This is a genomic window from Paractinoplanes lichenicola, assembly GCF_016785085.1.
Lineage (GTDB): Bacteria > Actinomycetota > Actinomycetes > Mycobacteriales > Micromonosporaceae > Actinoplanes > Actinoplanes lichenicola.
Window position 1 is genome coordinate 28118 of record NZ_JAENHO010000007.1, and the last position, 25833, is coordinate 53950.

A 25833-nucleotide genomic window follows, 5' to 3' on the forward strand; every position below is an offset into this window, starting at 1 on the left:
ATGAACCGATGCTGCCACCGCCCGCGGCGAGGGTCTTGCCTAAGTAGCACGAGATTCCCCAGTTCCAGGAGTGAGACAGAATGCGTGCAACCCTGCTGTACGGCGTCGGCGACGTGCGGATCGAGGAGGTCCCCGACTCCCGCGTCGTCGAGCCCACCGATGCCGTGGTCCGCGTGACCGCCGCCTGCATCTGCGGGTCCGACCTGTGGCCGTACGGGTCGCACCCGGCCGGTGGCGCCCCGGCCCGGATGGGCCACGAGTTCGTCGGCGTGGTCGACGAGATCGGGGCCGAGGTGACCAGTGTGCGCAAGGGCGACCTGGTCGTGGCGCCCTGGGTGTTCAGCGACGGCATCTGCGAATACTGCCGGGAGGGCCTGACCACCTCCTGCACCCACGGCGGCATGTGGGGGTTCGGCGACGCGGAGGGCGCCCAGGCCGAGGCCATCAGGGTCCCGTACGCCGACGGCACGCTGGTCAAGCTGCCCGTCGCGGCCGACTCGGCGCTCGTCCCCTCGCTGCTCACACTGTCGGACGTGTTCGGCACGGGACACCACGCCGCCGTACGGGGTGGGGTCGCGCCCGGGTCGAGCGTCACGGTGATCGGCGACGGCGCGGTCGGGCTCCTGGCGGTGCTGGCCGCGAGGCGGCTAGGGGCCGAGCGGATCGTGCTGATGGGCCGGCACCGGTCCCGCACCGACCTCGGCCGCGAGTTCGGGGCGACCGACGTGGTGGCGGCCCGCGGAGACGAGGGCGTCGCCGCGGTGCGGGAGCTCACCGCCGGGCACGGCACCTCGGTCGTCATCGAGGCGGTCGGCACCCGCGCGGCCTACGACCAGGCCGTCGGCGCCGTCCGCAACGGCGGCACGATCAGCCGGGTCGGCGTGCCGCAGTACGAGGAGGCGCCCGTCGGCCTGGGCAGCCTGTTCTTCCGCAACGTCCGGCTCACCGGTGGGGCCGCGCCGACGCGTGCCTACATGGCCGACCTGCTGCCCGACGTGCTGGCCGGGACGGTGAACCCCGGGCGGGTGTTCGACGTGAGCACGGATCTGGCCGGAGTGCCGGCCGGCTATCGGCGGATGGCCGACCGGGAGAGCCTCAAGGTGCTGGTGCGTCCAGCATGAGCGTCAGGAGGGCGGACAGCTGCTCCCGCTGCTCCGCGCTCAGCGGCGCGAAGATCTCGTCGTCCACGGCGGCCAGGATCTGGTCGAGGCGGCGCAGCTGGCGGCGGCCGGCCGCGGTGAGCTCGATCAGGTTGCGGCGCCGGTCGGCCGGGTCGGGGGCGCGGGTGACCTGGTCGCGCTCGGTGAGCTCGGTGATGACGGCGACCAGGTCGCTGCGGTAGATGCCGGTGCGCTCGCTGAGCTGGGCCTGACTGGCCGGGCCGAGCTCGGCCAGCGTGGCCAGCACCGCGTAGTGCCACTTGCGGGCGTCGGCGCGGGCCAGCTCCTCGGTGACCCGCCGGTCGGACCGCGTCGCCGCCATCGACAGCAGCCGGGTGCGCAGGGTGCGCAGCCGCTCGGCCCCGATGTTCTCCACGGCCGCAGCCTAGCACTTGCGTTAGTCGGACTAACTAATTAGCGTTAGTGTGACTAACGATAGGAGCGTGTCATGACCGCAATTCCGTTCGGGCCGCAGCTCATCGGGCGCACCGAGAAGGCCCTCAACGCCCTGCTCGACCGCGAGCTGGCCGGCACCGGGCTGACCGAGCCGCAATGGGTCGCCCTGACCCTGGCCGTGCTGGCGGAGGGCACGCTGCCGCCGGCTTCCCTGGCCGCCCGCGTCGCCGAGGCCCTGCGCGTGGCCGAGCCGGTGGCCCGCGAGCACCTCGTCGCCCTGGCCGGGGCCGGTCTGGTCGTCACCACCGCCGACCTCACGGTGGCGCCGACCGACCGCGGCCTGGAGGTGTGGAAGTCGGTGCGGGCCGCCACGAGCCGCATCACGGAGTCTCTGTGGGGCGACCTGCCCACCGCCGACCGCGAGACCACGGCCCGAGTCCTCAGCGCCGTGCTGACCCGGGCCGGCGCCGCGCTCTAGAACCAGGACATGCTGCGGCCGTGGCCGTCGGCCCAGGCCAGGGGGTGGCCGTCCAGGCTGAGGACGTTCTTGTGCAGGCCGTCGGCGGGGCGGTCGGGGTGGCCGGTGACCTCCGGGTCCTCGGCGGCCAGCCAGTGGCCGGGCAGCGTCTTGGTCAGGGCGATGAAGGCGGCCCGTCGCTCGGCCGGCACCTGATAGAGCACGGACGTGTGGAAGACGACCAGGGTGGCGTCGGTGGGCGCCTCCGCGGCCAGGGCGGGCAGGTCGTCGACCAGGTCGCCGCGGATCAGGCGGGGCGGGTCGGCGGCGGCGATCGTGGCGGCGGCCTGCAGGCGGTCGCGTCGGTGGTCGTGTTCGGGCCAGATCAGGGCCTCCAGCCACGCGCGGTCGTCGGGGGCCGTGATGTCGAGCGGGTTGAGGTCCAGGCCGGCCCGCCACGCGACCGTCGGCAGCGCGGCCGGGGGCGTACGGCCGGTGAGGTGGCAGGAGAGGACCGGGCCGGAGGTGCCGAGCCGGGTGCCGTCGTAGTCGTACGAGTAGCGGTCGGGGTAGAGGTTGAGACCGGCCGACGCGCCCACCTCGAGCAGGGCCAGGGGCTGGGGGAGCTCGGAGAGCACGGGCAGCAGCAGCGCCGAGCGGCCGATCTCGTTGGTCTGGGTGGCCCGGCGGCGCAGTTCGGGCTCGACGGCCGGCCAGCGCGTGACGACGTACGAGCGGAAGGTCTGGTAGTCGCCGAGCGGGCCGCCCAGGAGGCGCACGACGGCGAGCAGCAGGTTGGGCTGGCGTTTGGGCTCGGGAACCGTGTCGAGCAGGGCGAGCAGTTCGGGGTCGCGGGCGATCTCGCGGGACAGGCGCTCGTAGGTGGGGGAGCTGCCCCGGGCCTGACGGTCGGCGAAGTCGACGTACCAGTCGGCAGTGGTGGTCATTCCGGCATGATCGCACCCGACTCAAAGTGCGCGACGAGCAAACTTGCCCAATGGGCAGAATTGATGGATGCTTGGGCCACCCACACACCGGACCCGGGCAGGCATCGATGGAAGACGTTCTGGCGGCCCAGCTCCTCGAGCTGTCCCAGCTCGTCCGCAAGGCGCGGCAGCAGTGGCTGCGGGAGCGGCCCGACGTGCCGATCGGCACGGTCAGCATCCTCAAGCTGATCGACGAGATCGGCACCGGCGACGACCGGTGCTGCCACGCCAAAGATCTCGCCGAGCGCTCCGGGCTCGACCCGTCCACGGTCAGCCGGGCGGTGGCCGCCGCGGTCGGGCAGGGGCTCGTCGAGCGGCGTGCCGACAGCAGCGACCGGCGGGCGTCGGCCCTGGCGCTGACCCCGGCCGGGCACGACCTGCTCGAGGCCGCCCGCGTCTGGTTCGGCAGCCTGCTCGGGCACGCGCTGGCCGAGTGGGAGCCGCTCGAAGTACGGCGGTTGAGCCTGGGTCTCGGCACTTTCATCATCGCGCTCTCCGGCGCACTCGAACCTCAGGAGGCGGCGCGTTGAGCGCTCCCGCGATCACCAAGAACGCCGAGGACATGAGCCACCGCCAGATCCTGGAGGCCCTCAGCGGCCTGCTGCTGGTGCTCTTCGTCGCGCTGCTCAGCAGCACCGTCGTCTCGACCGCCCTGCCGAAGATCATCGGGGCGCTCGAGGGCAGTCAGACCCAGTACACCTGGGTGGTCACCGCGACCCTGCTCAGCGCGACCGCGACCACCCCGATCTGGGGCAAGCTGGCCGACCTGTTCAGCAAGAAGCTGCTCGTCCAGATCGCCATCGTCATCTTCGTACTGGGCTCGGTGATCAGCGGGTTCAGCCAGACCGCGGGTCAGCTGATCGCGGCTCGCGCGTTCCAGGGCATCGGCGTCGGCGGTCTGCAGGCGCTCGTCCAGGTCGTGATCGCCGCGATGATCCCGCCGCGCGAGCGGGGCCGCTACAACGGCTACCTGGGCGGCGTGATGGCCCTGGCCACGGTGGGCGGCCCACTGCTGGGCGGCCTGATCGTGGACACGTCGTGGCTGGGCTGGCGCTGGTGTTTCTTCGTCGGCGTGCCGTTCGCGATCGTCGCGCTCATCCTGTTGCAGCTCACCCTGCACGTGCACACCGAGCGCCGGGAGAACGTGAAGATCGACTACCTGGGCGCGGCGCTGATCGCGGCCGGGGTCAGCATCCTGCTCATCTGGGTCTCGTTCGTCGACGGCACCTTCGCCTGGCTGTCGTGGCAGACGTACACGATGGTCGGCGGCTCGATCGTCCTGCTGGCGCTGGCCGTGCTGGTCGAGTCGCGCGCGGCCGAACCGGTCGTCCCGCTCGAGATCGTGCGCGAACGCACCACGGCCCTGTCCATCGTGGCCAGCCTGGCGGTCGGCATGGCCATGTTCGGCGGCGCGGTCTTCCTGGGCCAGTACTTCCAGATCGGCCGCGGCTACAGCCCGACCGAGGCCGGCCTGCTGACAATTCCCCTGATGGCCGGCGTCCTGCTGTCCTCGATCATCGTCGGCCGGATCATCACCCGTACGGGCTCGATCAAGCCCTACATCGTCGGCGGCCTGATCGTGCTGTTCGCCGGCTTCGTGCTGCTGGGCACGATCGACCACGAGACGTCGCTGGTCTTCGTGGGCCTGGGCATGCTGCTGGTCGGCCTGGGCGTCGGCGCGAGCATGCAGAACCTCGTCCTGGCCGTCCAGAACACGGTGCCGCTGCGCAACATCGGCGCCGCCTCGGCCACTGTCGCGTTCTTCCGCTCGATGGGCGGCGCGATCGGCGTCTCGGTGCTCGGCGCCGTGCTGGCCCACCGCGTCACCGACCAGATCACCCACGACCTCACCGCCGCGGGCGTCCCGGTCACCGGCGGCGACACCGGCGGCAGCCTCAACATCGCCGCCCTGCCGGACGCGGTCCAGCACATCGTCCGCGCCGCCTACGGCGACGCCACCGGCCACATCTTCCTGATCAGCGCGGCCATCGCCGTGGTCGGCCTGCTGGCCGCGATCTTCCTGCCCCGCGCCACCCTCCGCACAAGCCTCGACCTGCCTGCCACCACCGACGTCGAGGCCTGACTTTCGACCTCGAACGCCTACCATGGCCTCGATGACCGCTCCCGGAGAACGACCCACCTACGCCTCAACGCCCTGGACACGGGCGGACAAGGCCCTGCACCTGCTGTCCGTCGAACCGGTCGGGCTCGACGCCGCCGTCAAGAGACTCGGCCGGGGCAGCGGCGTCTACGCGTGGTGGGCGACGCTCTCCGTCCTGCCCGACCTGCCCGGACCACCGAACGAGACCGACCCGTCATTCCGACTGCTTTACATCGGCCGGGCGACGAGCCTGCGCGGCCGGATTGTGCGCAACCACCTGAGGCGGTCGGGCAGCTCCACCCTCCGCCGTACGTTGGCCGGCCTCCTCGTATCCGAGAGCTACCGGACAACCTGGACCGATCGCGTGGTCCTGACCCCCGAGGACGAGCTGCGACTGACCACGTGGATGCACGCGCACCTACGCTTGACCTGGGCCGAAGACGAGGAGCCAACCTCCGTCGAGACTGAACTCGTCGCACGCCTCCACCCACCGCTGAACGTCCACGGCGTCGACCCCGACCATGTCCAGCCGGCCGTGATCGCAGCCAAGAACGCGTACAACGCCTCCAGCCAACCGGAGATCAATCCCGCACCGGCACCCTGATCGGTCGCACCGGCGCACAAGCTTGGGTCGCCTCGTAGCGGCGTATCCGAGATGATTCAGTCGATGGGAGCCTTGGATTCGCACGCTGGACGAGTTGCTGACGGACAGACAGTCGAGTTTCGACCGACCGGTTCGTCGATGGTCCCGCTGATTCGGAGTCGTCAGCTAGTAACCGTCGCCCCGGTCGACCCGGCCAAGGTGGAAGTCGGCGACATCGTCCTGGTTCGTGTTGCCGGTACTACCTACCTGCACCTGGTCTCCGCAGTCAACGCTCCGGCCGGCCGCCTGCAGATCAGCAACAACCGGGGCCGTGTCAACGGCTGGACGAGCTACGCCCGGGTCTACGGCATTTGCACTGCTGTCGATGGTGTTCCGCGACCACGAACTGCGGAAAAGGTGCGACGAGCGCAAGCGACATAGAAACCTCTGAGCACACCGAGCCAGGATCTGTCGCCGGCTTCCGGATGTGCCGATGTGAGTGCATTGGAAACGTTGTGCCGCGCCAGGGAAATAAATTGATGCGGACATTCCGGATGGGTGGTTAGAGCCCGGTCCGCTTCTGCATCAGGCGGCTCATTGGCTTCGCTGACGCCCAGAATGACTCGATCAAAGCCGCTTACGTCGCCGGTTTTGGATCGCTAAGGGCTGATTCCCTGTACCGGGCGGCCGTCCTCCAGGTAGTGCACCCGCTTCGCCTTCCAGGCGGCGCGTACCCGGCGTCGGACGGGTCCGCTGAGCAGGGGCAGCGCCTCGTCGATCGGCAGGATCCGGCTTTCGGCGATCTCGAGCGGCTGGATGACGACCGTGTCCAAGACGGCGTCGTCGAAGATGCCGCAGTCGAAGAGGAAGCGCATACCGCCCGGGCGGTGAGGCCGTGGCCGGAGGAAGTCGACGCATTTGAGCCGGCCCGCGGTGACGGTGAGGCCGCACTCCTCCGCGGTTTCGCGGCGACACGCGTCCCACGGTGACTCGCCGACCTCGACAACCCCGCCCGGGATCGTCCAGCCACCCTTGTATGTCGGTTTCAAGATGAGCAATCGGTTCTTGCGTCCACGGATCAGGGCGCCGGCCGAGGCCGGGATGGTCGGGAGTGTGAACGTCAGCTCGGGCAGCTCGCCGGCGTTGACGTCATCCATGAAGAGCATGCTAATCAGGCGGGACCCGTCCGCCCGCGAGAGCCTTCAAAAACCGCACACTGGTCACCGTGATTGTCGTGGTGACCGGGCCGAGTGCGGCCGGGAAGACAACGTGGTGCCGGCGGCACTGTGCTGACTATCTGATCGCCGAGTACGCGCCGACCGGGGCGGAACCGGTGGACGGGGACACCACGGCCTTCTGGTGCTCGGTGAACTGCGACCGGTGGCGAGCCGCGGTCGAGCGTGAGGAAGCGTCCGGTCTTGCGGTGTGCGACGACGACCCGATGAAGCTCCACTACACGTGGTCCCTGCTGCGGATGGGCGAGGCGAGTCAGGAGCTCTGGGAGCGCGAGGTCGCCGCGAATCGGGCGGCGATTGCGGACGGGCGGCTGGGATTCGCCGATCTCGTGCTGGTCTCGCTGCCGTCCGGCGACGAGCTGCTGGCCCGCCGGAACGGCGACCGCACTCGCCGGCGGCGTAACTTCGCGCTGCATGCTCGCCTGGCCGCACCCCTGCGGGAGTGGTATCGAGCTTGGGAAGTGGTGGCGCCGGGCCGGGTGTTGTGGGAGCTGCCGCCGAGCGGCCTGCCCGTCGAGCTGCCCGCACCTAGAGCGGACCGCTACGACCCGGCTGTGCTCGACGCGCTCATCTCGGAGCTCGTACGGGAAGAAGGTGCGTAGGTCAGCCGGCCGGGTTGTGGGGGTGGCTGAAGCCGGTCACAACCGGGCGTAGGGGGATGTCGATCGTGCCGCCGCGGGGGATCGGGGTTATGCCGGTCAGGCCCTGGTGTTCGGCGCGGGTGGTGAAGTCGGTCAGTGGGGACTTCATGACCTTGTAGTCGTCGTAGTGGATCGGGATCGTCAGGGTGGGCCGGATCAGGTGGGTGAGTTCCGTGCCCTGGTGGCCGTCCATGGTCAGCAGCAGGCCGGCCAGCCGGGTGCCGCCCAAGTGGATGAGCATCGCGTCGATCTCGCCGAAGCGGCGCGGGATCTGGCCCAGCATGTCGTCCATCAGCGTGTCGCCGGTGATGTAGAGGCGGGTGGCCAGGCGGCCGTCCACCTCGAGCTCGATGACCGAGCCCATCACGTCGGGCAGCAGGCTGTTCACCACGCCGGGGCCGTGCCGGCCGGGCACCGCGGTCACGCGCAGGCGCTGGCGGTCACGGGTCCACTCGTGGCATTCCCAGGGTGGCAGGCCGTGCGGGGCCAGGAACCGTTTGCGGCGCAGCTTGCGGGCGGCCTGCGGGGTCGTCAGGATCGGCAGGGACGGCTCGACCCGCTGCCGGGCCGCGCTGTCGAAGTGGTCGCCGTGCAGGTGAGACAGGATGACGGCGTCGAGCCGCACCCCGGTCAGCACGTCCAGGGCCGGATCCCGTACGCGTTTGGTCCACGCCCCGTAGCCGAGGTGGACGCGGCTGCCCGCCGGCCCGTACGCGGGATCGGTGAGCAGTGTGAACTGGCCCAGCCGGAGCAGGACGGTGGCGTTGCCGACGAAGGTGACACTGGCTTGCATCACGGCTGACTACCCGGCCAGTCCCGCCTCAACCGTGGTCGCGAGCCGCAGCGACGACGCGCCCCGGTTCCACGCGTCCACCACCCCGGTGGCCCACCACGCGTCGACGGCCAGCGCGCATTTGGCCCCGAAGAGCACGTCCCCGGCCAGCGCGGGCTCGCCCACGGCGAAGGAACCGCACATGTCGTGCGCGGCGATCTGCTCGTGCACCGCGTCCGCCTCCACGTGCTCGTCGTAGAACGCGGTCGCGTCCGCGTCCCCGCCGAGCCGGCGCAACCCGTTCCCGTACGCCCGGTTGGGCAGCGACGACGTCATCTCGTACGCGGCCAGGTGCCCGAGGATCGCGCCGCGCCGGGCCCGGTGCAGGCCGAAGAGCGACATCACGTTGTTCACGGCCAGCGTGCGCGCCCCGACCGAGTCGACGTAGGCCCCGTACGTGAGGTCGAGGTCGAACCAGCGCATGGTCCGCTTGAACAGCTCCTGGTGCATGCGCGGCTCGCTCCCGCCGCCGTACTCGTCGGCCTGGATCTCGACCAGCGCCGCCTTGGCCCGCCCGCCCAGCCGCGGGATCGCGAACGTGTGCGGGTCGGCCTCGCGCAGGTGATAGACCGAGCGGTGGGTCACGAACTCCTTGAACTGCTCGTACGTGGCCCGCCCGCGCAGGTGCTTGGAGAGGGCCGGCCCGTCGTCGGCCGCCACGATCTCGACCAGCCGGGACGGCACGGAGGCTGGGTCCACCCCGGTCTCGGGCGGGCCCACCACCTCGTACAGGTGCTCGAGGAACCTTTGCTCGGCCGCCGCGCGCAGCCGCAGCATGCCCGGGTCCCACTCCCAGCGGTCGTCGACGCCGTCCCAGCCGCGGTAGGCCAGCTCGTAGCAGACGAAAAGGGTCAGGTGCAGGTCTTCGTCGCCGTCGAAGCGGGCGAACGTGGGGAGCTTGGCGGCCCGGCCGCCGAGGACGTCGATGAGCGCGGCGGAGACCCGGCCACGGGCTGCGGGAAGGTGCATGGCAGCGCGATTTCCCCGCACCCCGGCCGGTAAACGATCTGTTTCGACCGCAGCTCACCGGGCATTCGCGCGGCCATGTCCTCCACGATCGTCCCCTACCCCGACGGCCCGCTCATCGTGCGCGGCGACTTCGAGCTGCAGACCCCCGACGGCGAGCCGATCGACCCCGGCCGCGGCACCATCGCGCTCTGCCGGTGCGGCAAGTCGGCCACCAAGCCGTTCTGCGACGGCACCCACAAGGTTGTCCGTTTCCACGCCGAGGCGGGCCGCGAGACACCGGCGCCGCGATGAACACTCCGAGGCGGGCCGCGAGACACCGGCGCCGCGGTGAACATGTCTGATGTTTGACGCAAGTCCCTGTGGGTAGGCGGGCGCGGCCTATCCGAGGGAGCTTCGCTGGTGACGACGTACGAGACCCTGTCCGCGGCGCGCGGGGACCTGCCCGCCGAGAGCGCGTTCTGCGCCGAGAGCCTCAGCCGGACGTTGCTCGCCGCCGTCTCCGGGGCTCCCGGCGACTGGGCGCACCGCACGCCGCTGCTGGGTCGTCACGGCCAGCTGCCCGCCGAGCGCCGCCGGGAGGAGCTCGCCCGGGAGGCGTACGCGGAAGCTGTTCCCCACGAGGTGGCCGCCCAGCTCGACGCCGAGGCGGTCGCGGAGTGGGTCGTCGGGCACTACCAGGCCTCCACCTACCCGTCGGTGCTGCTCGGCTCGCCGCACGGCGCCGCCGCCCACCTGGCCGTCGCGCTCGGGGCCGCCTGGCTGCCGACCAGCATCCCGGTCACGGTGAGCTGGCCCGGCGGCTCGGCCGGCAACTGGCCGGGGGCGCTCGCGTGGGGCGCCGGCCTGGCCGCCACGATCAGCGACCGCAACCCGTCGGTCACCGTGCGCCAGGTGCACGACCCGATGGCCGACGGCCCGCTCTGCGGCGCCACCGTGCGGCTGCACCTGCGCTGGCACGCGCTGCCCGCCGCGTACGAGAAGTTCTTGCGCACCCGCATCGCGCCCGGCGGCTGCACGCTGCTGATGCGCGACCTGCGCGCGTGGCCGGTCGTGTCGGTCTCCCGCCGGTACGCGTTCCAGATCGGCAGCCCGGTCACCGGCGTGCGGCCCGAGGCCTATCGCGCCGACAACTGGGAGTTCCGGCACATGCTGGACGAGCTGGGCGCGCTGACCTGGGTCGCCCCCGACCCGGCGACCCCGCCCCGCTATGCCGAGCGGTCCGGCGAGCCCGCCCTCGGCGTCGACCTCAACAAGATCGGCCGCACGTCGTACCGGGTGCTCTACGCCCGGCCCGAGATACTCAGCGCGGGCGTCGCCGACCTGCTGCGCAAGTGGCGTCACCAGGAGCGGGACCGCTGCGTCGTCGAGTGCGGCCGGCTGCTCGACCCGTGGCAGGCACGCTCGGCGGGCCTGATCCCGTACTGGTGCGAGTCGGCGTCGAGCACCGCGGTCGACGCGGCCGAGTGGTGGCTGGGTGGCAGCCCCTCGTTCGACAGCGTCACCGTGCTGCCCGGCCCGCCCGGCTACGACGGCGATCGGGTGGCCTCGCTCGGGCAGTGGCGCTCGGTGGCCTCGTTCGGCCGGGAGCACGAGCCCGTCGACCGGGTCGCCGCCAGCCGGTATCCCACGTTGCCGCTGGCCACCCGGCACGCCACGCGGATGCTGGCCGGCGCGGGCGAGCGTCCCCAGCCGCCCGTGATGACCATGACGTACGCCCTGAGCCGGCTGCACCTGAGCGGCGGGTCGTCAGGCCTGCTCGTCAGCTAGCAGCCGCTTCAGAATCTTGCCGGTGGCGTTGCGGGGGAGCTCGGGCCGGAAGACGACGTCGCGGGGCACCGAGAAGCGGGCCAGCTCGGCGCGCACGTGGTCGCGTACGGCCTCGGCGGTCAGCTCGGCCCCGTCGTGCAGCACGACATAGGCGGCCAGGCGCTGCCCGTACTGCTCGTCGGCCACCCCGATCACCGCGACCTCGCGCACCTCGGGCCGGGCGGCCAGCACGTCCTCGACCTCGGACGGGAACACGTTCTCGCCACCCGACACGATCATGTCGTCCTGGCGGCCGTCGACGAACACCCGGCCCGCCTCGTCGACATGGCCGAGGTCGCCGGTCGCCAGCAACCCCTTGTGCAGTTCGCGCGTAGCACCGTTGGTGTAGCCCTCGAACAGCATCTCGTTGCCCACGAAGAGCCGCCCCGGCGTGCCCCGCGGCACCGGCCGGCCGTGCTCGTCGAGCGCCTCGACGATCGTGCCGTGCGGCGGGCGGCCGGCCGTGTTCGGTGCGGCGCGCAGGTCGGCCGGGGTGGCGATCGACGCCCAGGACGCCTCGGTCGAGCCGTACAGGTTGTAGACCACCTCGCCGTAGCGGTCCATGAACCGGGTGGCCAGCCCGCCGGGCAGCGCCGACCCGCTGACGGCGGCGATCCGCAGCGGCACCTCGCGCGCGGGCTGTTCCATGATCCGTTGCAGCATCACCGGGACGGCGATCATGGCCGCGCAGTCGTGGGCGGCCAGCGTCTCGAGCGCGTCGGCGGGCTCGAAGCGGGGGCGCAGCACGGCCGTCGCGCGCAGGGCGAGCGCCATCTGCAGGCCCGCGAAGCCCCACGCGTGGAACAGCGGCGCCGCGATGAACATGCGGATGCCGGCCGTCAGCGGGATCCGGTCGATGATCGAGCACAGGGGACGGAAGCCGCTCGGCGTCGGGCGTTGCGCACCCTTCGGCACCCCTGTCGTTCCGGACGTCAGGATGATCGTGCGACCCGGTCGTGCCGGAGGTTTCGTCAACGGAGCGGCATAACTGATTTGTCCGAGGGGGAGCACCGGCACGCCCTGCGGCGGGGTGAAAGCGGGATCGTGAATCAACAGCCGCAGCTGTTGATCGCGCGTAACCGCCGCCAGCTGGCCCGAGGACAGGCCCGTGTTCATCAGCACCGGATTGGCGCCCAGCGTGGCCACGCCGATCAGCGCCTCGACCATCGCCGTCGAGTTGCGGGCAAGAATCCCCACTCGATCCCCGGGCGCGACGGGCAGGGCCCCGGCCAGCCGTGCGGTCCGATCAAGCAGTTCCCCGTACGTGACAGGGCCGCCCTCGTCGATCAGCGCGACCCGTGACGGCGATCGCGCGGCGGCCTGCCGCAGCTCCCCGGCCAGCCCGAACTTCCACTTGTGCAGGGCCGCGAACTGCCGCGCGACGCGGTGTGGCGGCCCGGGGGTGAGGAGTCCGCGCCGTGCCATCGTCCGCGCCACGAAAATCATCAGCGTATCTGCCGTCCGGTAATGGCTCGCGAGATGACGAGACGCTGGATCTCCGACGTCCCCTCGAAAATGGTGTAGATCTTGGCGTCGCGGAACATCCGCTCGACCGGGTGCTCGCGCAGATAGCCGGCGCCGCCGAGGATCTGCACGGCCTTCTCGGTGACGGCCACGGCGACCTCGCCCGCCTTGAGCTTCGACATCGAGCCCTCGCCGGCCGTGAACGGCCGGTCGTTGCGGCCCATCCACGCCGCCCGCCACACCAGCAGCCGCGCCGCGTCGATCTCCATCCGCATGTCGGCCAGCGCGAACGCGATCGCCTGGTGCTCCACGATCGGCCGGCCGAACTGCACGCGGTTCTGCGCGTACTCCAGCGCGTATTCGTAGGCGGCCCGCGCGATGCCGATGGCCTGCGCGCCCACGGCCGGCCGGGTCAGCTCGAACGTGCGCATCGAGGCCGAACCCGCGGCACGCTTGCCCTCGCGGGCCTTGGCCAGGCGCTCGTCGAGCTTCTCCTTGCCGCCGAGCAGGCAGCTGCCGGGCACCCGCACGTCGTCGAGGAAGACGTCGGCGGTGTGCGAGGCGCGCAGCCCCAGCTTCTTCAGCTTCTTGGTGGCCACCAGCCCGGGCGTCGCCGGCGGCACGATGAAGGCGGCCTGCCCGCGCGAGCCCAGCGCCGGGTCGACCGACGCGGTGACGACGTGCACGTTGGCGATGCCGCCGTTGGTCGCGTACGCCTTCTGGCCGTTGAGCACCCACTCGTCCTTGGCCTCGTCGTAGACCGCCCGGGTGCGCATCGCGCCGACGTCCGAGCCGGCCTCGGGCTCGGTCGAGCAGAACGCGCCGACCTTGGGCTCGGCCTCGTCGCCGAAGCACTGCGGGACCCACTCGACGAGCTGCTCGGGCGAGCCGGAGCCGTAGATCGCGGCCACCGCCAGGGCCGTGCCGGACAGGGCCATCCCGATGCCGCCGTCGCCCCAGAACAGCTCCTCGTTGAGGATCGGCAACGACAGGCCGGTCGGGTCGGACCACGTGTTGATGAGCGACTCGAACCCGTACAGGCCGATCTTGGCTGCCTCCTGGAGGACCGGCCAGGGGGTCTCCTCGCGCTCGTCCCACTCGGCGGCGGCGGGCCGGATCACGCCCTCGGCGAAGCCGTGCACCCAGTCGCGGAGCTCGGTCTGCTCCTCGTTGAGGTCGAGCCAGAACTCCATGCGAGCACCCTCCGCGCCAAAGTTAACTGGCGGGTAACGTTACGCAGGCGTCACTTGCCCGGCAAGATGCGGGCGTTTCCCGAACAGGTCGAACGTCCCGTCAGCGTAAGCGAAGTGGACGGTGGCCGGAAGCAGGATCGGCTGCTTGAACTGGACGTCCACCGTGTACGCGTCGGGCAGCCGGCCCTCCAGCGCGGCCAGGCAGCGGGCCTGACTCCACATGCCGTGCGCGATCGTCCGCGGGAAGCCGAACAGCCGCGCGCCGAGCCGGGACGTGTGGATCGGGTTGCGGTCGCCCGACACGGCGGCGTAGTCGGTGCCGACCCGGGCCGGCACGCGCCAGGAGGCCGACGGGACGGGCGGCGCCGGGAAGTCACGCTTGGTGCCAGGTGCGTCGCCCGACCGCGAAAGGTACGTCGAGACGCTGTCCCAGACGATCTCGCCGTTCAGCCGGGCGGTCGCCACGATGTCGAACTGCCGGCCGCGGTCGTGGGGGCGCAGGTTCGTTGCGCGCACCGCCAGATCGAGCCGCGCGCCGGAGTCGATCGGCGTGCGCAGCGTGATCGAGTTGGCGATGTGGACCAGGCCGATCGCCGGGAACGGGAAGCCGGGATCGGTCAGCAACCGCATCGAGAGCGGGAACGCCAGCACGTGCGGATAAGTCGCCGGCAGCCGGTCGCTCAGGCGAAAACCGCAGACCCGGTCGTACGTGGCCAGATGCTCGCGGTCGACGGTGACGCCCCGGTCGGCCAGCTCCACCTCGGGCAGCGACCCGGGCCGCCGACGGGGAATCAGCCCCAGCGCCGCCCGCAGCGTGGTTCCCGGCATGGCGTCACGCCCCCAGCAGGCTCTGGCCGCAGACCCGGACGACGTTGCCGGTGATGGTGGCCGACCCCGGCGAGGCGAACCAGGCGATCGTCTCGGCCACGTCGACCGGCAGCCCGCCCTGGGCCATGCTGTTCATCCGGCGCCCGGCCTCGCGCAGCGTCACCGGCATCTTCGCGGTCATGGCCGTCTCGATGAACCCCGGCGCCACCGCGTTGATCGTGATCCCGCGTTCCAGCAGAGCCGGGGCGCTCGACTGCACGAGCCCGATCACCCCCGCCTTGCTGGTCGCGTAGTTGGTCTGTCCCCGGTTGCCGGCGATGCCCGCGATCGAGGCCACGCCGACGATCGTGCCGCCGCCGCGGATCAGATCCTTGGCCAGCAGCGCCTCGTTGATCCGCTCGGGGGCGATCAGGTTGACCGAGAGCACCGACTGCCAGCCCGCCGCGTCCATCTTGGCGATCGTCCGGTCGCGGGTGATGCCGGCGTTGTGCACGACGATGTCGAGCGGGCCGCTCAGATAGGACGCGAGCCGCTCGCCCGCCCCGTCCGCGGTCAGGTCGAGCTGGAAGGCCCGGCCCCGCACGTCGTTGGCCACCCCGGCCAGCGCGTCCCCGGCCTGCGGCACGTCGAGCGCGATCACCTGGGCGCCGTCGCGGGCCAGCACCCGGGCGATGGCCGCGCCGATGCCCCGGGCCGCCCCGGTCACGAGCGCGGTCTTGCCGGCCAGGGGGAGCTGCCAGTCGGCGGGCGCGGGCGGATTGCCGGCGCCGATCCGCACGACCTGACCCGACACGTACGCGGACCGGCCGCTGAGCAGGAAACGCAGCGTCGACTCCAGGGCGCCCTCGCCGCCGGGCTCCACGTGGACGAGCTGGGCGGTGATGCCGCGGCCGAACTCCTTGCCGATGCTGCGGGTCAGCCCCTCCAGGGCCCGTTGCGCGGTGTCGGCATGGGAATCGCCCGACGTGGGCGGGGCGCCGAGCACGATGACGCGGCCGGAGCGGCGCACCGACCGCGCGTGGGGGTGGAAGAACTCGTACAGGTGGGAAAGGTCTGTGGTGTCGGCGATGCCGGTCGCGTCGAAGATCAGCGCGCCGTGCTTGCCGTCGGTCAGCGGCTCGTCGAGCGTGTCGACCCCGGCCGCCGAGAGCACCTTGCGCACCTGGTCGCCCAGGCGCCCGCCCGGGGCCGCACCGAGCAGCACCGGGCCCTCGGTCAGCGGGTCGCCCGGCCGATAGCGCCGCAACCGTGGCGGATCCGGCAGGCCCAGCCGCTTGACCAGGCCGCGCCCGGGACCGGAATTCGCGAAGCTCGCGTACCTGTCGCCCATGCGCCGCAGAATACTCGGCCCCGCCATTGCTAAGCTACTCAACGGTAATGAATGCCCGACCCTGTGGGAGGCTGCCGTGCGCCGCGTCGCTGTGCTGGGTGGAAACCGGATCCCGTTCGCCCGCTCGAACGGCCGCTACGCCCAGGCCTCGAACCAGGACATGCTGACCGCCGCGCTCGACGGCCTGGTCGCGCGGTACGGGCTGGCCGGCCGGCGCCTCGGCGAGGTGGTGGCGGGCGCCGTCCTCAAGCACTCGCGCGACTTCAACCTCACCCGCGAGACCGTGCTCGGTTCCCGGCTCGACCCGCGCACCCCGGCGTACGACGTGCAGCAGGCCTGCGGCACCGGGCTCGAGACGGCGATCCTGGTCGGCAACAAGATCGCTCTGGGCCAGATCGACGTGGGCGTGGCCGGCGGCGTCGACACCACGTCGGACGCCCCGCTGCAGCTCAACGACGACATGCGCCGCGCCCTGCTCAACCTCAACCGCGCCCGTACGCTGCCCGAGCGGCTCCGGGCGGCGGCCAAGCTCAACCCGCTGCTCGCGTTCAAGCCCGACATCCCGCGCAACGCCGAACCGCGTACGGGGTTGTCGATGGGGGAGCACGCCGCGATCACCGCCCTGCGCTGGAACGTCTCGCGCGATGCCCAGGACGAGCTCGCGCTGGCCTCGCACCAGCGCCTGGCCGCCGCGTACGACCGGGGCTTCTTCGACGACCTGATCACCCCGTACCTGGGGCTGACCCGCGACCAGAACCTGCGCGCCGACACCAGCCTCGACAAGCTGGCCAAGCTCAAGCCGGTCTTCGGCACGACCGACGCCACGATGACGGCCGGCAACTCGTCGCCGCTGACCGACGGCGCGTCCACCGTGCTGCTGTCCTCGGAGGAGTGGGCCGACGTCAACGGGCTGGCCCCGCAGGCGTTCCTGGCCGACAGCGAGACCGCCGCCGTCGACTACGTGCACGGCGACGAGGGCCTGCTGATGGCCCCGGCGTACGCGGTGCCGCGCTTGCTGGCCCGCAACGGCCTGACGCTGCAGGACTTCGACTACTACGAGATCCACGAGGCGTTCGCGTCGCAGGTGCTGAGCACGCTGGCCGCCTGGGAGTCGCCCGAGTTTTGCAAGGAGAAGCTCGGGCTGGAGGCGCCGCTCGGCTCGATCGACCGGGCCAAGCTCAACGTCAACGGCTCGTCGCTCGCCGCCGGTCACCCGTTCGCGGCCACCGGCGGCCGGATCGTCGCCACCCTGGCCAAGCTGCTGAACGAGAAGGGCTCGGGCCGCGGCCTGATCTCCATCTGTGCCGCCGGGGGCCAGGGCGTGGTCGCGATCCTCGAGCGTTAGCCGCGAGCCTCGAGCATCCGCCTGATCTGCCCGGCGTCCGGCCCCGGCTTGGCGCTGGGGAACGGGGAGGCGCGGAGTCCGGCCAGGTGGATGTCGAGGAAGCGTTCCCAGGCGTCCGGGGCGACGGAGCCGCTGATGGCGACCACGCCGCGCACGCCCCAGATGAGGATCTGCAGGTCTTCCTTCGTGGTGCTGTCGTTGATCCGGCGGTGCGTCTTGGCCTGAGCCAGCAGCTCGTCGAACAGGCCGTCGAGCTGCTCGCCCACGCCCGGTTCGCGGCCGCTGACGAACCGGTCGGAATAGCCGAGGTGGTCGATCAGCGATCGGCTCAGCAGGCGGAGGAACTCCTCCAGACCGGTGCCGTCGCCGCGCGCGAGGGCCCCCTGCGCGGACGCGACGAGACCCTCGTACATCGAGCTGACGAGGCGGCCGAGCAGCAGGTCCTTGTTCGGGAAGTGGCGGTACACCGTGCCGACGCCGACGCCCGCGCGGTGGGCCACCACGTCCAGGCCCACCTCGGTGCCCAGCTCGGAGAACACCTCGTGGGCGCTGCGCAGGATCAGCTCCTGGTTGCGGGCCGCGTCTCGGCGCACGAGGGCTCCTCTCCCGGCGCGCCGGGGGCTTCGGGGATCAAGAGCGCGGCCACGGCGGCCAGCACCAGGACGACCGCCATCGCGGCGAAGCCGAGTGTATAGCCGGACTCCTGCGGCAGGCCGGTCGGCATCACGTGCGAGGTCACGACGCTCGCCATCAGCGCCGCGCCGAACGAGCCGCCGATCGTCCGGATGTTGGCGTTCATGCCGCTGGCCACGCCGGTCTGCGACGGCGGGACGGCCGCGACGACGAGACCGGACATCGCCGCGAAGACCAGGCCGAGCCCGACCCCGATCAGGGCCGAGGACAGGTAGATCTGCCACCTGTGCTCGTGGGCGACGGCGAGCAGGGCCATGGACGCGCCACCGATGAGGCAGCCGAGGACCACGACGCGCTTGGCGGCGACCATCGAGGCGAGGCGGCCGGCGAACACGCCCGAGACGAACATGGTGATCGACGAGGGCAGGAGCAGCAGGCCGGCCTGGGCGATGGAGGCCCCGAACCCGTAACCGGCGGCGGGGGAGGTCTGGACGAACTGCGGCAGGAAGGCGAAGACCGCGTACATCGCGGCCCCGGTGAGCAGGGCGACCAGGTTGGCGGTCCACACGGCGCTGAGGCGCAACATTCGCAGATCGATCAGGGGGGTGGCGGCCCGTTGCTCGGCCCGAACCCACAGCCAGCCGACCAGGATTGCCCCGATCAGCAGGCCGATGACCGCCGGCGAGCCCCAGCCCCACGCCGGCGCCTGGTTCATCGCCAGCAGCAGGCACACCAGCCAGGCCGAGAGCAGCACCGCGGGCAGCCAGCTCACCGTTCCGCCACTGCGGGCGGGGGAGGGCGGCACCAGGAAATGTGCCGCCGCGGCGGCCGCGAGCGTCGCGATTATGGGCAGCCAGAAGAGCCAGCGGTAGCCCAGGTGGTCGACGATCGGGCCGGCCAGGACGATGCCGAGGCCCCCGCCGACCGCGCTCAGCGAGGCGATCAGCCCGACGGCCCCGGCCACCCGGCCCTTCGGGAACTCGTCCCGGATGATGCCGAACGACAGCGGCAGCGCGCCGGCGCCGACACCCTGGATGACCCGGGCCACGATCATCACCGTGATGTTCGTGGCCAGCGCCGCCAGCAGGGACCCCAGCGACAGCGCCAGGAGCGTGAGGACGAGGACGCCCCGGCGGCCCAGCAGGTCGCCGACGCGGCCCATGATCGGCGTGCAGATCGAGGCCGACAGCAGGTACGCCGTCAGCACCCAGGTGACGGTGCCCTGGGTGGTGTGCAGGACCGTCACCATCGTCGCGAGGACGGGGGTGAGCAGGGACTGCATCAGGGTGTAGACGACGACCGACGCCGCCAGGACGGCGAAGGTCGCGTTGAGCGGGATACGGCGGGTCGTGGCATTCACGTCCACGACGGTACACGAACCGGAAACGGACGTCCGCTTCCGATTCAGGCGGCCTGCTCCACCGCCGTCCGCAAGGTCCGGCCGAACTCGGCGGCCGGCGCCGGCTTGCCGAACAGGTAGCCCTGGGCCGACGGGCAGTCCAGCCCGCGCAGGGCCTGCCAGTCCGCCGGGTCCTCGACGCCCTCGGCCACCACCGACATGCCCAGCGAGCGGGCCAGCCAGAGCACGGCCTGGATGATCGAGGCCTTGCGCGGGTCGGCCGACAGCCCGGCCACGAACGAGCGGTCGAGCTTGACCACGTCCGTGGGCACCGACTGCAGCCAGGTCAGCGAGCTGTACCCGGTGCCGAAGTCGTCGAGCGCGATCCGCGCGCCCAGCGCCTTGATCATCTCGAGCCGCTCCCGGACGTCGACCGAGAAGCCGAGCAGCGCCGTCTCGGTGATCTCGATGACCAGCCGGGACGGGTCCAGGCGCGGGTGGGCCGCGAGCAGGTTGGCCAGCATCGGCACGAAGTCGGCCTCGGCCAGCTGCCGCGGGCTGACGTTGACCGACACGTAGCCGAGCCGGTCGCCCCACTCGATGAGCTGCCGGACGGCGCCGCGCAGCACGTGCTCGCCGAGCGGCACGATCAGGCCGGTCTCCTCGGCGGCCGGGATGAACTGGCCGGGGCCGAGGATCTCGCCCGACGGCGCGCGCATGCGGACCAGCGCCTCGGCGCCGGTGATCTCGCCGGTCGCGGCCGAGACGATCGGCTGGAACCAGATGGGCAGGGTCTCGACCAGGTCACCGGCCAGGGCCTCGCGCAGGCGGGCCTCGGCGTCCAGCCGCTCGCGCACCTTGATCCGCATGTCGTCGCTGAAGATCTGCATCCGGTTGCCGCCGGCCCGTTTGGCCGCGTACATGGCGGTGTCGGCGGCCAGCACGGTGTTGTCGGCCTTCCCGGCGCCCCGGCCGGTGGCCAGGCCCACGCTCAGCGACACCTGCAGGTGGCTGTCGCCCAGCAGCAGCGGCTCCGAGAACGCGGCCAGCACGCCATAGCCCACCTGGGCCCCGATGATCGGCGTGGCGGCCAGCGCGACCACGAACTCGTCGCCGCCGAGGCGGGCCACGAGCGAACCGCCCGGCACCGAGTCGCGCAGCCGGACGGCCAGCCCGCGCAGCAGGTCGTCGCCGGCCGCGTGACCGGAGCCGTCGTTGATCGACTTGAAGCGGTCGACGTCGAGGTAGAGGACGCTGACCGGCTCGCCCCCGGCCAGCAGCGCGGCCAGGTCGTTCTCGAAGGCCGAGCGGGAGAGCAGGCCGGTGAGCGCGTCGTGGCGCACCTGGTTCTGCAGCTCCTCCTGGTGCCGGCGGGCCTCGGTGACGTCGAGGCAGTGCACGAAGATCAGGCGCAGCTCGCCCTTCTTGTCGTACACGCTCGTGCCGTGGATCTCGACCCAGATGATCTCGCCGGTGGTCGTGCGGCGGTAGTCGCGCACGAGGATCGAGGAGCCCTTGCCCTCGACGAGCAGGTCCATGACCCGGCGCTCGGCCGGGTCGACGGGCTCGATCGGCAGGTCGGCGATGTGGAAGCCGGCCGGCAGCTCGTCAGGCAGGCCCATCCAGGACCGGTAGGCCGAGTTGGTGCGCAGGACGCGGCCGTCCGGGGCCAGCATGGCCATCGGGACCGGCGTCTCGTCGAAGGCGACGGTGAGCTGGGCCTGGCTCTCGTCCAGGTTCTCCTGGGCGCGCTTCTCCTCGGCCTCGGACAGGCGCCACGAGATCACCTGGAAGGCGGCCGCGACCAGCACGGCGACGCCGTGCAGCAGCGCCCAGAACAGCGGGTGGGTGTGCCCGGCCTCGTGCCCGTAGGTCAGCGTGGGGTCGATCAGCCCGAAAAACCCGTGGTGGGCCGTCGTCGCGACGAGGAAGATGCCGAACGGCGCCCAGTCCCGGTAGAGGGCGAGCGCGCCGACGACGATGAAGAAGGTGAAGTGGGCCTCGGTCTTGCCGTGGCACATCGCCACGAAGGAGGCGCAGGCCGAGACGAAGCCGAACGCCACGAAGATCGACGGCAGCCGCCGCCCGGGCAGCCGGGCCGCGGCCACCAGGCACGGCGAGATCAGCAGGAGCAGCCAGGTGGCGACCCCGCCGCCCAGCGCGTCCTGCAGGGCCCCGAAGACGATCAGCGCCGCCATGCTCGCGGCCAGCAGGCGGGTGAGCAGCAGATGCCGCCCGGCCCAGTCCTCGTCGCGCAGCCCGCCGCCGGTCGGCAGCCAGCGTGACAGCCCGTTCGTCCCAGTCACCATGCGCTCAACTTCGGGTGCCGCTGGTGCACCGCGAGGAGCCGGTCGGGAGCAGTCCGATTGCGGGCACACGTGACCGTTGCCACATTCCAATACGGAGACGTTCCGTTTCACATTTCATCGGTCTAGCGTCTGTCTACGGATACGGAACGGTTCCGTTTCTTAATATGGGGGATACGCCAGATGTCATCCAGTTCAACGACCGCGCCGGCCGGTCACCCCCGGCGGTGGGTCATCCTCGGCGTGCTGGTCATCAGCCTGCTGGTGGTCGTGCTCGACAATACGATCCTGAACGTCGCGCTGCGCACGATCGCCGACCCGGAGCACGGCCTCGGGGCCACGCAGAGCGAGCTCGAGTGGGCGATCAACTCTTACACCCTGGTCTTCGCGGGCCTGCTGTTCACCGCGGGCATCCTGGCCGACCGTCTGGGCCGCCGGATCACGCTGGTCACCGGTCTCGCGATCTTCGCGCTGGCCTCGCTGATCTCCACCTACGCCGACACGGCCAACCAGCTGATCGCGGCCCGCGCGCTGATGGGTCTGGGCGCCGCCGCCGTCATGCCGGCCACCCTCTCGATCATCGCCAACGTCTTCACCCCGCAGGAGCGCCCGCGCGCCATCGGCATCTGGGCCGGCGCCGTCGGCCTCGGCGTGGCCATCGGCCCGATCGTCGGCGGCCTGCTGCTTGAGCACTTCTGGTGGGGCTCGGTCTTCCTGATCAACGTGCCGATCGCGCTGGCCGGCGTGTTCCTCGTCAGCTTCCTGGTGCCCGAGTCGCGCGATCCGCGCCCGAACCGGATCGACATCCCGGGCGTCCTGCTCTCGATCGTCGGCCTCACCCTGCTCACGTACGGTGTGATCGAGGGCGGCGAGGCCGGGTTCGGCGACCCCAAGGCGTGGGGCACGCTGGCCGGCGCCGTGGTCGTCCTGGCCGCGTTCGTCTGGTGGGAGCTGCGCACCGAGTTCCCGTCGCTCGACGTGCGGCTGTTCCGCAACCGCACCTTCTCGGCCTCCACGGGCGTCATCGGCCTGGTCTTCTTCGCCGCGATGGGCGCGATGTTCTTCGGCGCGTTCTACCTGCAGCTGGTGCGTGACTACGGCCCGCTCGCCTCGGGTGCGCTGTTCGTCCCGTTCGCCGTGGCCCAGATGGTCTTCGCCCCGCGCAGCGCCGCGATGGTCAAGCGCTTCGGCCCCAAGCTGGTCAGCACGGTCGGCCTGCTGCTGGTCGCGGCCGGCCTGACGGTCTGGATCTTCATCGGCCAGGACACCCCGATCTGGGTGGTCGGCGCCGCGTTCTTCATCATGGGCGTCGGCATGGCCAACGTGATGCCGCCCGCCACCGAGTCGATCATGTCGGCCCTGCCGCGCGAGAAGGCCGGCGTCGGCTCGGCCGTCAGCAACACGATCCGCCAGCTCGGCGGCGCGCTCGGCGTGGCCGTGCTCGGCGCGGTGCTCAGCTCGGTCTACCGCAACAACCTCGGCAACGTGACCGACGGCCTGCCCGGCCCGGCGGCCGACGCGGCCCGCGAGTCGATCTCCGGGGCGTACGGGGTCGCCGAGCAGGCCGGCGCGGCCGTGCCGCAGCTGATCCCGGCGGCCAACGCGGCCTTCCTCGACGCCATGCACTACGCGTCGATCGGGTCGGCGGTGTTCGCCGTGCTGGGCGCCGTGGTGGCCCTGCTCTGGCTGCCCGGCAAGCGTCCGGCCGATGCCCCGAAGCCGACCTCCGACGAGGGGCTGGCCGAGGAGCAAGGCATCGAGCTGGTCGAAGCGTGACGCGTCGGTAACAATGAACGACATGACCACTGCCTCGTTGGCCGGCCAGGAGCGCAAGGCTCCTGGCCGGCCCCGCAACGCCCAGGCCGACGAGGCGATTCTGCGCGCCGTGCTCGAGCTGCTCAGCGAAGGCCAGACCGTGGCCGCCATCTCGATCGAGGCGGTCGCCGCCCGGGCCGGGGTCGGCAAGGCCACGATCTATCGCCGCTGGGCCAACAAGGAAGCCCTGATCATCGACGCCGTCGCGGCGATGAAGGGCCCGCTGCCGGCGCTGGCCGGCGAGTCCGTCCGCGACGACCTGGTCACGCTGATCACGGCGAACCGCAGCGGTCACGCGCGCGGCTTCAGCAAGGTGACCGCCTGCCTGCTGCCCGAGCTGCTGCGCGACGACTCGATCGTGGAGATGTACAAGGCCGTGACCGAGCCGCGGCGGGAGCTGATGCGCTCGGTGCTGCGCCGCGGCATCGCGACCGGCGAGCTGCGCGACGACCTCGACATCGAGCTCACGCTGCTGATGCTGACCGGGCCGTCGATGATGCACGGGCTGTTCCAGTGGCAGCCGCGGGTGCCCGACGAGGGCTTCGTGGAGAAGCTGGTCGACGGCGTCCTGCGCGGCGCGGCGGCCTGACCCGGCATTCGAAAACGAGAACCGGGCGTGGGCCTCGAAGGCAGCCACGCCCGGTACTCGCCGTCCGGATTCCGTGTCGCTCACGCCCCCGTGCGGGAACGACCCCCCGTTATCGGATCCGTCCGGCACCACCTACTTTGCGGCACATCCGGCGCCCGCATGCGGAATCCGAACGAATCCGGATGTCTGATTCGCCCCCCGTACGTTCAGGGGAAACGCCCCGGGCCGTTCGGCTGACAACGCCCGCAACTTCTCAGGGTGCGGTCGTTGTCGATCCACCGACACAACGTCCGGTACCGAACGACTAAGGTCGAACGTCCGACGTCCCGACCCCCGCGGGAGCCGCCGTGTCGCAGTTCGCCGTGCTGCCCGACCCCGGCCAGGCCCAGACCCTGGACGAGGTCGCGAGCTGCCTGCGCATGCTCAAGACCTGGGCCGGCAACCCGTCGTACGAGACGATCGCCGCCCGGGTCAACGCGGTGCGCCCGGCGGGTGAGCAGGTCGGCAAGACCACCGTCGTCGACTGCTTCCGCGCGGGCCGCCGCCGGCTCGACCCCGACCTGGTCGTGGCGGTCGTCGAGGCCCTGCACGACGACGTCGGCTACACCACCCAGTGGCGTCAGGCCCTGCGCGTGGTCAGCGGCGAGACCCGCGCCGACGCCCAGGTGCGGGTGCTCAACGCGCTGCCGCCCGACCCGCCGGGCCTGATCACCCGGGCCAGTGTCGAACCGGCCCCGGTGACGGTGCTCTCCGGCATGGCCGGCGCGGGCAAGACGCAGCTCGCCGTGCACCTGGCCCACGAGCTGGCCGCGGCCGGTCCGTTCGACCGGGTGCTGGTGGTCAACCTGCGGGGCTGCCACCCCGACCAGCCGCCCGTCGAGCCGGGCGCGGTCCTCGACGGCTTCCTGCGCCTGCTCGGCATGGCCGGTCAGCACGTGCCGCACGGCCTGCCCGCCCGGGCCACCTCGTTCCGGCTGCGGCTGACCGGCACGCGCTCGCTGATCCTGCTCGACGACGCGGCCGACGAGGCCCAGGTGCGCCCGCTGCTGCCCGACACCCCCGGCAGCATCACCCTGATCACCAGCCGGCGCCGCCTCGACGGCCTGACCGGCGCGCGGCAGGTGCCGGTCGACGTGTTCACCCCGGCCGAGGCCCACGCCTACCTGCGGGCCGCGGTGCCCGAGATCCCGGCCGGCCCCGACCCGGCGGCCGTCGACCGCATCGCCGGCACGTGCGGCTATCTGCCCCTCGCGCTCGCGCTCGTGACCGGCCACATGCGCAAACGCCCCGGCTGGACGCTCACCGACCACGCCGACTGGCTGGCCGAGCGCCGCCGCACGGGCCGCCTCGACCCCGGCGTGCAGGCCGCGCTCGACATCTCGTACCGCAACGTCTCCCCACGCGCCCGCGAGCTGCTCCGCCTGCTGGCCCAGCACCCCGGCCCCACGTTCGACGCCGACGCGGCCGATGCCCTGGCCGGCACGTGCATCCGCGACGAGCTGCGCGAGCTCGCCCTGCACCACCTCGTGCAGCCGGCCGCCCCCGGCCGCTGGTCGATCCACGAGCTGATCCGGGTCTACGCCGCGGGCCGCTCGGCCGACGAGGACCGCCGGGCCGACCGCCGGGCCGCCCTGACCCGCCTGCTCGACCACCTGCTGACCGCCCCCGAGGCCGCGGCCGACCTCTCCACAGCCGCCGACTTCGCCGCCGCCGAGGGCTGGCCCGACCACGCCGCCCGCCTGCGGCAACGCTCCTCAGAGATCGCCTGCCAGGCCTGAGCCGTCAGCCCTTCGGGGTCGGCCGGAAACGAGACGCGCGGCGCACA

24 protein-coding genes are annotated in these 25833 nt (G+C 71.8%); 12 read left to right on the forward strand and 12 right to left on the reverse strand.

All coding sequences use genetic code 11. The features are described from left to right. The first annotated feature begins 80 nt into the window (after nt 1–80). Nucleotides 81–1121, forward strand: a complete 1041-nt coding sequence (locus JKJ07_RS24455) for a zinc-binding dehydrogenase (protein WP_202994077.1) — start codon at nt 81–83, stop codon at nt 1119–1121. Here JKJ07_RS24455 and JKJ07_RS24460 read toward each other — a convergent pair. After that, a complete protein-coding gene (locus tag JKJ07_RS24460; protein ID WP_307834386.1) occupies nt 1096–1536 on the reverse strand; it encodes a MarR family winged helix-turn-helix transcriptional regulator in 441 nt (146 codons plus the stop codon). The genes JKJ07_RS24455 and JKJ07_RS24460 overlap by 26 nt on opposite strands. Before the next feature lie 72 nt (nt 1537–1608). On the opposite strand from JKJ07_RS24460, the gene JKJ07_RS24465 reads away from it, so the two are divergent. Next, nucleotides 1609–2034: a MarR family winged helix-turn-helix transcriptional regulator gene (locus JKJ07_RS24465; RefSeq protein WP_202994078.1), complete on the forward strand. Its 426-nt coding sequence runs from the start codon at nt 1609–1611 to the stop codon at nt 2032–2034. Here the strand turns inward: JKJ07_RS24465 and JKJ07_RS24470 are convergent. Then, nucleotides 2031–2960 (reverse strand): DUF2332 domain-containing protein, encoded by a 930-nt coding sequence (locus JKJ07_RS24470; RefSeq protein ID WP_202994079.1) that lies wholly within the window; start codon nt 2958–2960, stop codon nt 2031–2033. The two genes, JKJ07_RS24465 and JKJ07_RS24470, sit on opposite strands and share 4 nt — an antisense overlap. Nucleotides 2961–3067: 107 nt before the next feature. Between JKJ07_RS24470 and JKJ07_RS24475 the strand changes: the two genes are divergently transcribed. From JKJ07_RS24475 to JKJ07_RS24485, 3 genes are read left to right on the forward strand one after another with little or no spacing between them, the layout of a single operon-like run. Continuing rightward, on the forward strand, nt 3068–3529 hold the full coding sequence (locus tag JKJ07_RS24475) for a MarR family winged helix-turn-helix transcriptional regulator (RefSeq protein WP_202994080.1): 462 nt from the start codon (nt 3068–3070) through the stop codon (nt 3527–3529). After that, nucleotides 3526–5082: an MDR family MFS transporter gene (locus tag JKJ07_RS24480; protein WP_202994081.1), complete on the forward strand. Its 1557-nt coding sequence runs from the start codon at nt 3526–3528 to the stop codon at nt 5080–5082. The genes JKJ07_RS24475 and JKJ07_RS24480 overlap by 4 nt, the downstream gene beginning before the upstream one ends. Nucleotides 5083–5113: 31 nt before the next feature. Then, entirely contained in the window at nt 5114–5704 is a 591-nt protein-coding gene (locus JKJ07_RS24485) for a GIY-YIG nuclease family protein (protein ID WP_236029846.1), read from the forward strand. A 638-nt stretch (nt 5705–6342) separates the two neighbouring features. Here the strand turns inward: JKJ07_RS24485 and JKJ07_RS24490 are convergent. Next, nucleotides 6343–6840, reverse strand: coding sequence for an NUDIX domain-containing protein (locus tag JKJ07_RS24490; RefSeq protein ID WP_202994083.1), 498 nt, complete (start codon nt 6838–6840; stop codon nt 6343–6345). A 68-nt stretch (nt 6841–6908) separates the two neighbouring features. Here JKJ07_RS24490 and JKJ07_RS24495 point away from each other — a divergent pair, with 68 nt between their 5' ends. Beyond that, nucleotides 6909–7520, forward strand: coding sequence for a hypothetical protein (locus JKJ07_RS24495; RefSeq protein ID WP_202994084.1), 612 nt, complete (start codon nt 6909–6911; stop codon nt 7518–7520). A 1-nt stretch (nt 7521) separates the two neighbouring features. Here JKJ07_RS24495 and JKJ07_RS24500 read toward each other — a convergent pair whose 3' ends face one another. Next, nucleotides 7522–8352, reverse strand: coding sequence for an MBL fold metallo-hydrolase (locus tag JKJ07_RS24500; protein ID WP_202994085.1), 831 nt, complete (start codon nt 8350–8352; stop codon nt 7522–7524). Between the two features lie 9 nt (nt 8353–8361). After that, nucleotides 8362–9360 (reverse strand): iron-containing redox enzyme family protein, encoded by a 999-nt coding sequence (locus JKJ07_RS24505; RefSeq protein WP_202994086.1) that lies wholly within the window; start codon nt 9358–9360, stop codon nt 8362–8364. A 75-nt stretch (nt 9361–9435) separates the two neighbouring features. Here JKJ07_RS24505 and JKJ07_RS24510 point away from each other — a divergent pair, with 75 nt between their 5' ends. Together JKJ07_RS24510 and JKJ07_RS24515 are read left to right on the forward strand one after the other, a co-directional pair. After that, the gene (locus tag JKJ07_RS24510; RefSeq protein WP_184950220.1) at nt 9436–9651 is read left to right on the forward strand and encodes a CDGSH iron-sulfur domain-containing protein; all 216 of its coding nucleotides are present in this window, start codon (nt 9436–9438) and stop codon (nt 9649–9651) included. Nucleotides 9652–9759: 108 nt separating this feature from the next. Continuing rightward, nucleotides 9760–11127: a hypothetical protein gene (locus JKJ07_RS24515; protein WP_202994087.1), complete on the forward strand. Its 1368-nt coding sequence runs from the start codon at nt 9760–9762 to the stop codon at nt 11125–11127. Here JKJ07_RS24515 and JKJ07_RS24520 read toward each other — a convergent pair. From JKJ07_RS24520 to JKJ07_RS24535, 4 genes are read right to left on the reverse strand one after another with little or no spacing between them, the layout of a single operon-like run. Beyond that, the gene (locus tag JKJ07_RS24520) at nt 11107–12591 is read right to left on the reverse strand and encodes an AMP-binding protein (protein WP_236029847.1); all 1485 of its coding nucleotides are present in this window, start codon (nt 12589–12591) and stop codon (nt 11107–11109) included. The two genes, JKJ07_RS24515 and JKJ07_RS24520, sit on opposite strands and share 21 nt — an antisense overlap. 20 nt (nt 12592–12611) lie before the next feature. Beyond that, on the reverse strand, nt 12612–13823 hold the full coding sequence (locus tag JKJ07_RS24525) for an acyl-CoA dehydrogenase family protein (RefSeq protein WP_202994089.1): 1212 nt from the start codon (nt 13821–13823) through the stop codon (nt 12612–12614). A gap of 39 nt (nt 13824–13862) precedes the next feature. Further along, the gene (locus JKJ07_RS24530; protein WP_202994090.1) at nt 13863–14651 is read right to left on the reverse strand and encodes a MaoC/PaaZ C-terminal domain-containing protein; all 789 of its coding nucleotides are present in this window, start codon (nt 14649–14651) and stop codon (nt 13863–13865) included. 4 nt (nt 14652–14655) lie between these two features. Then, nucleotides 14656–15981, reverse strand: coding sequence for a 3-oxoacyl-ACP reductase (locus tag JKJ07_RS24535; RefSeq protein ID WP_202994091.1), 1326 nt, complete (start codon nt 15979–15981; stop codon nt 14656–14658). A gap of 76 nt (nt 15982–16057) precedes the next feature. On the opposite strand from JKJ07_RS24535, the gene JKJ07_RS24540 reads away from it, so the two are divergent. Next, complete coding sequence (locus JKJ07_RS24540; protein ID WP_307834387.1) at nt 16058–17326, forward strand: acetyl-CoA C-acetyltransferase; 1269 nt, start codon at nt 16058–16060, stop codon at nt 17324–17326. Here the strand turns inward: JKJ07_RS24540 and JKJ07_RS24545 are convergent. From JKJ07_RS24545 to JKJ07_RS24555, 3 genes are read right to left on the reverse strand one after another with little or no spacing between them, the layout of a single operon-like run. After that, nucleotides 17323–17919 carry a TetR/AcrR family transcriptional regulator gene (locus JKJ07_RS24545; RefSeq protein ID WP_202994093.1) on the reverse strand — a complete coding sequence of 199 codons (597 nt, stop codon included), beginning with the start codon at nt 17917–17919 and terminating at the stop codon, nt 17323–17325. The genes JKJ07_RS24540 and JKJ07_RS24545 overlap by 4 nt on opposite strands. Further along, a complete protein-coding gene (locus JKJ07_RS24550; protein ID WP_202994094.1) occupies nt 17886–19319 on the reverse strand; it encodes an MFS transporter in 1434 nt (477 codons plus the stop codon). The genes JKJ07_RS24545 and JKJ07_RS24550 overlap by 34 nt, the downstream gene beginning before the upstream one ends. 44 nt (nt 19320–19363) lie before the next feature. Continuing rightward, a complete protein-coding gene (locus JKJ07_RS24555) occupies nt 19364–21607 on the reverse strand; it encodes a putative bifunctional diguanylate cyclase/phosphodiesterase (protein WP_202994095.1) in 2244 nt (747 codons plus the stop codon). A gap of 180 nt (nt 21608–21787) precedes the next feature. On the opposite strand from JKJ07_RS24555, the gene JKJ07_RS24560 reads away from it, so the two are divergent. From JKJ07_RS24560 to JKJ07_RS24570, 3 genes are all read left to right on the forward strand, one after another. Further along, nucleotides 21788–23380, forward strand: a complete 1593-nt coding sequence (locus tag JKJ07_RS24560; RefSeq protein ID WP_202994096.1) for an MFS transporter — start codon at nt 21788–21790, stop codon at nt 23378–23380. 22 nt (nt 23381–23402) lie between these two features. Further along, complete coding sequence (locus JKJ07_RS24565; protein WP_307834388.1) at nt 23403–24008, forward strand: TetR/AcrR family transcriptional regulator; 606 nt, start codon at nt 23403–23405, stop codon at nt 24006–24008. Between the two features lie 347 nt (nt 24009–24355). Beyond that, a complete protein-coding gene (locus tag JKJ07_RS24570) occupies nt 24356–25786 on the forward strand; it encodes an NB-ARC domain-containing protein (RefSeq protein WP_202994098.1) in 1431 nt (476 codons plus the stop codon). The last annotated feature ends 47 nt before the right edge of the window (nt 25787–25833 follow it).

Coding starts and splice junctions, on each gene's coding strand:
- JKJ07_RS24455 (WP_202994077.1), top strand. CDS start 81: ATGCGTGCAACCCTGCTGTACGGCGTCGGCGACGTGCGGATCGAGGAG.
- JKJ07_RS24465 (WP_202994078.1), top strand. CDS start 1,609: ATGACCGCAATTCCGTTCGGGCCGCAGCTCATCGGGCGCACCGAGAAG.
- JKJ07_RS24470 (WP_202994079.1), bottom strand. CDS start 2,960: ATGACCACCACTGCCGACTGGTACGTCGACTTCGCCGACCGTCAGGCC.
- JKJ07_RS24475 (WP_202994080.1), top strand. CDS start 3,068: ATGGAAGACGTTCTGGCGGCCCAGCTCCTCGAGCTGTCCCAGCTCGTC.
- JKJ07_RS24485 (WP_236029846.1), top strand. CDS start 5,114: ATGACCGCTCCCGGAGAACGACCCACCTACGCCTCAACGCCCTGGACA.
- JKJ07_RS24490 (WP_202994083.1), bottom strand. CDS start 6,840: ATGGATGACGTCAACGCCGGCGAGCTGCCCGAGCTGACGTTCACACTC.
- JKJ07_RS24500 (WP_202994085.1), bottom strand. CDS start 8,352: ATGCAAGCCAGTGTCACCTTCGTCGGCAACGCCACCGTCCTGCTCCGG.
- JKJ07_RS24505 (WP_202994086.1), bottom strand. CDS start 9,360: ATGCACCTTCCCGCAGCCCGTGGCCGGGTCTCCGCCGCGCTCATCGAC.
- JKJ07_RS24510 (WP_184950220.1), top strand. CDS start 9,436: ATGTCCTCCACGATCGTCCCCTACCCCGACGGCCCGCTCATCGTGCGC.
- JKJ07_RS24520 (WP_236029847.1), bottom strand. CDS start 12,591: ATGGCACGGCGCGGACTCCTCACCCCCGGGCCGCCACACCGCGTCGCG.
- JKJ07_RS24525 (WP_202994089.1), bottom strand. CDS start 13,823: ATGGAGTTCTGGCTCGACCTCAACGAGGAGCAGACCGAGCTCCGCGAC.
- JKJ07_RS24530 (WP_202994090.1), bottom strand. CDS start 14,651: ATGCCGGGAACCACGCTGCGGGCGGCGCTGGGGCTGATTCCCCGTCGG.
- JKJ07_RS24535 (WP_202994091.1), bottom strand. CDS start 15,981: ATGGGCGACAGGTACGCGAGCTTCGCGAATTCCGGTCCCGGGCGCGGC.
- JKJ07_RS24555 (WP_202994095.1), bottom strand. CDS start 21,607: ATGGTGACTGGGACGAACGGGCTGTCACGCTGGCTGCCGACCGGCGGC.
- JKJ07_RS24560 (WP_202994096.1), top strand. CDS start 21,788: ATGTCATCCAGTTCAACGACCGCGCCGGCCGGTCACCCCCGGCGGTGG.
- JKJ07_RS24565 (WP_307834388.1), top strand. CDS start 23,403: ATGACCACTGCCTCGTTGGCCGGCCAGGAGCGCAAGGCTCCTGGCCGG.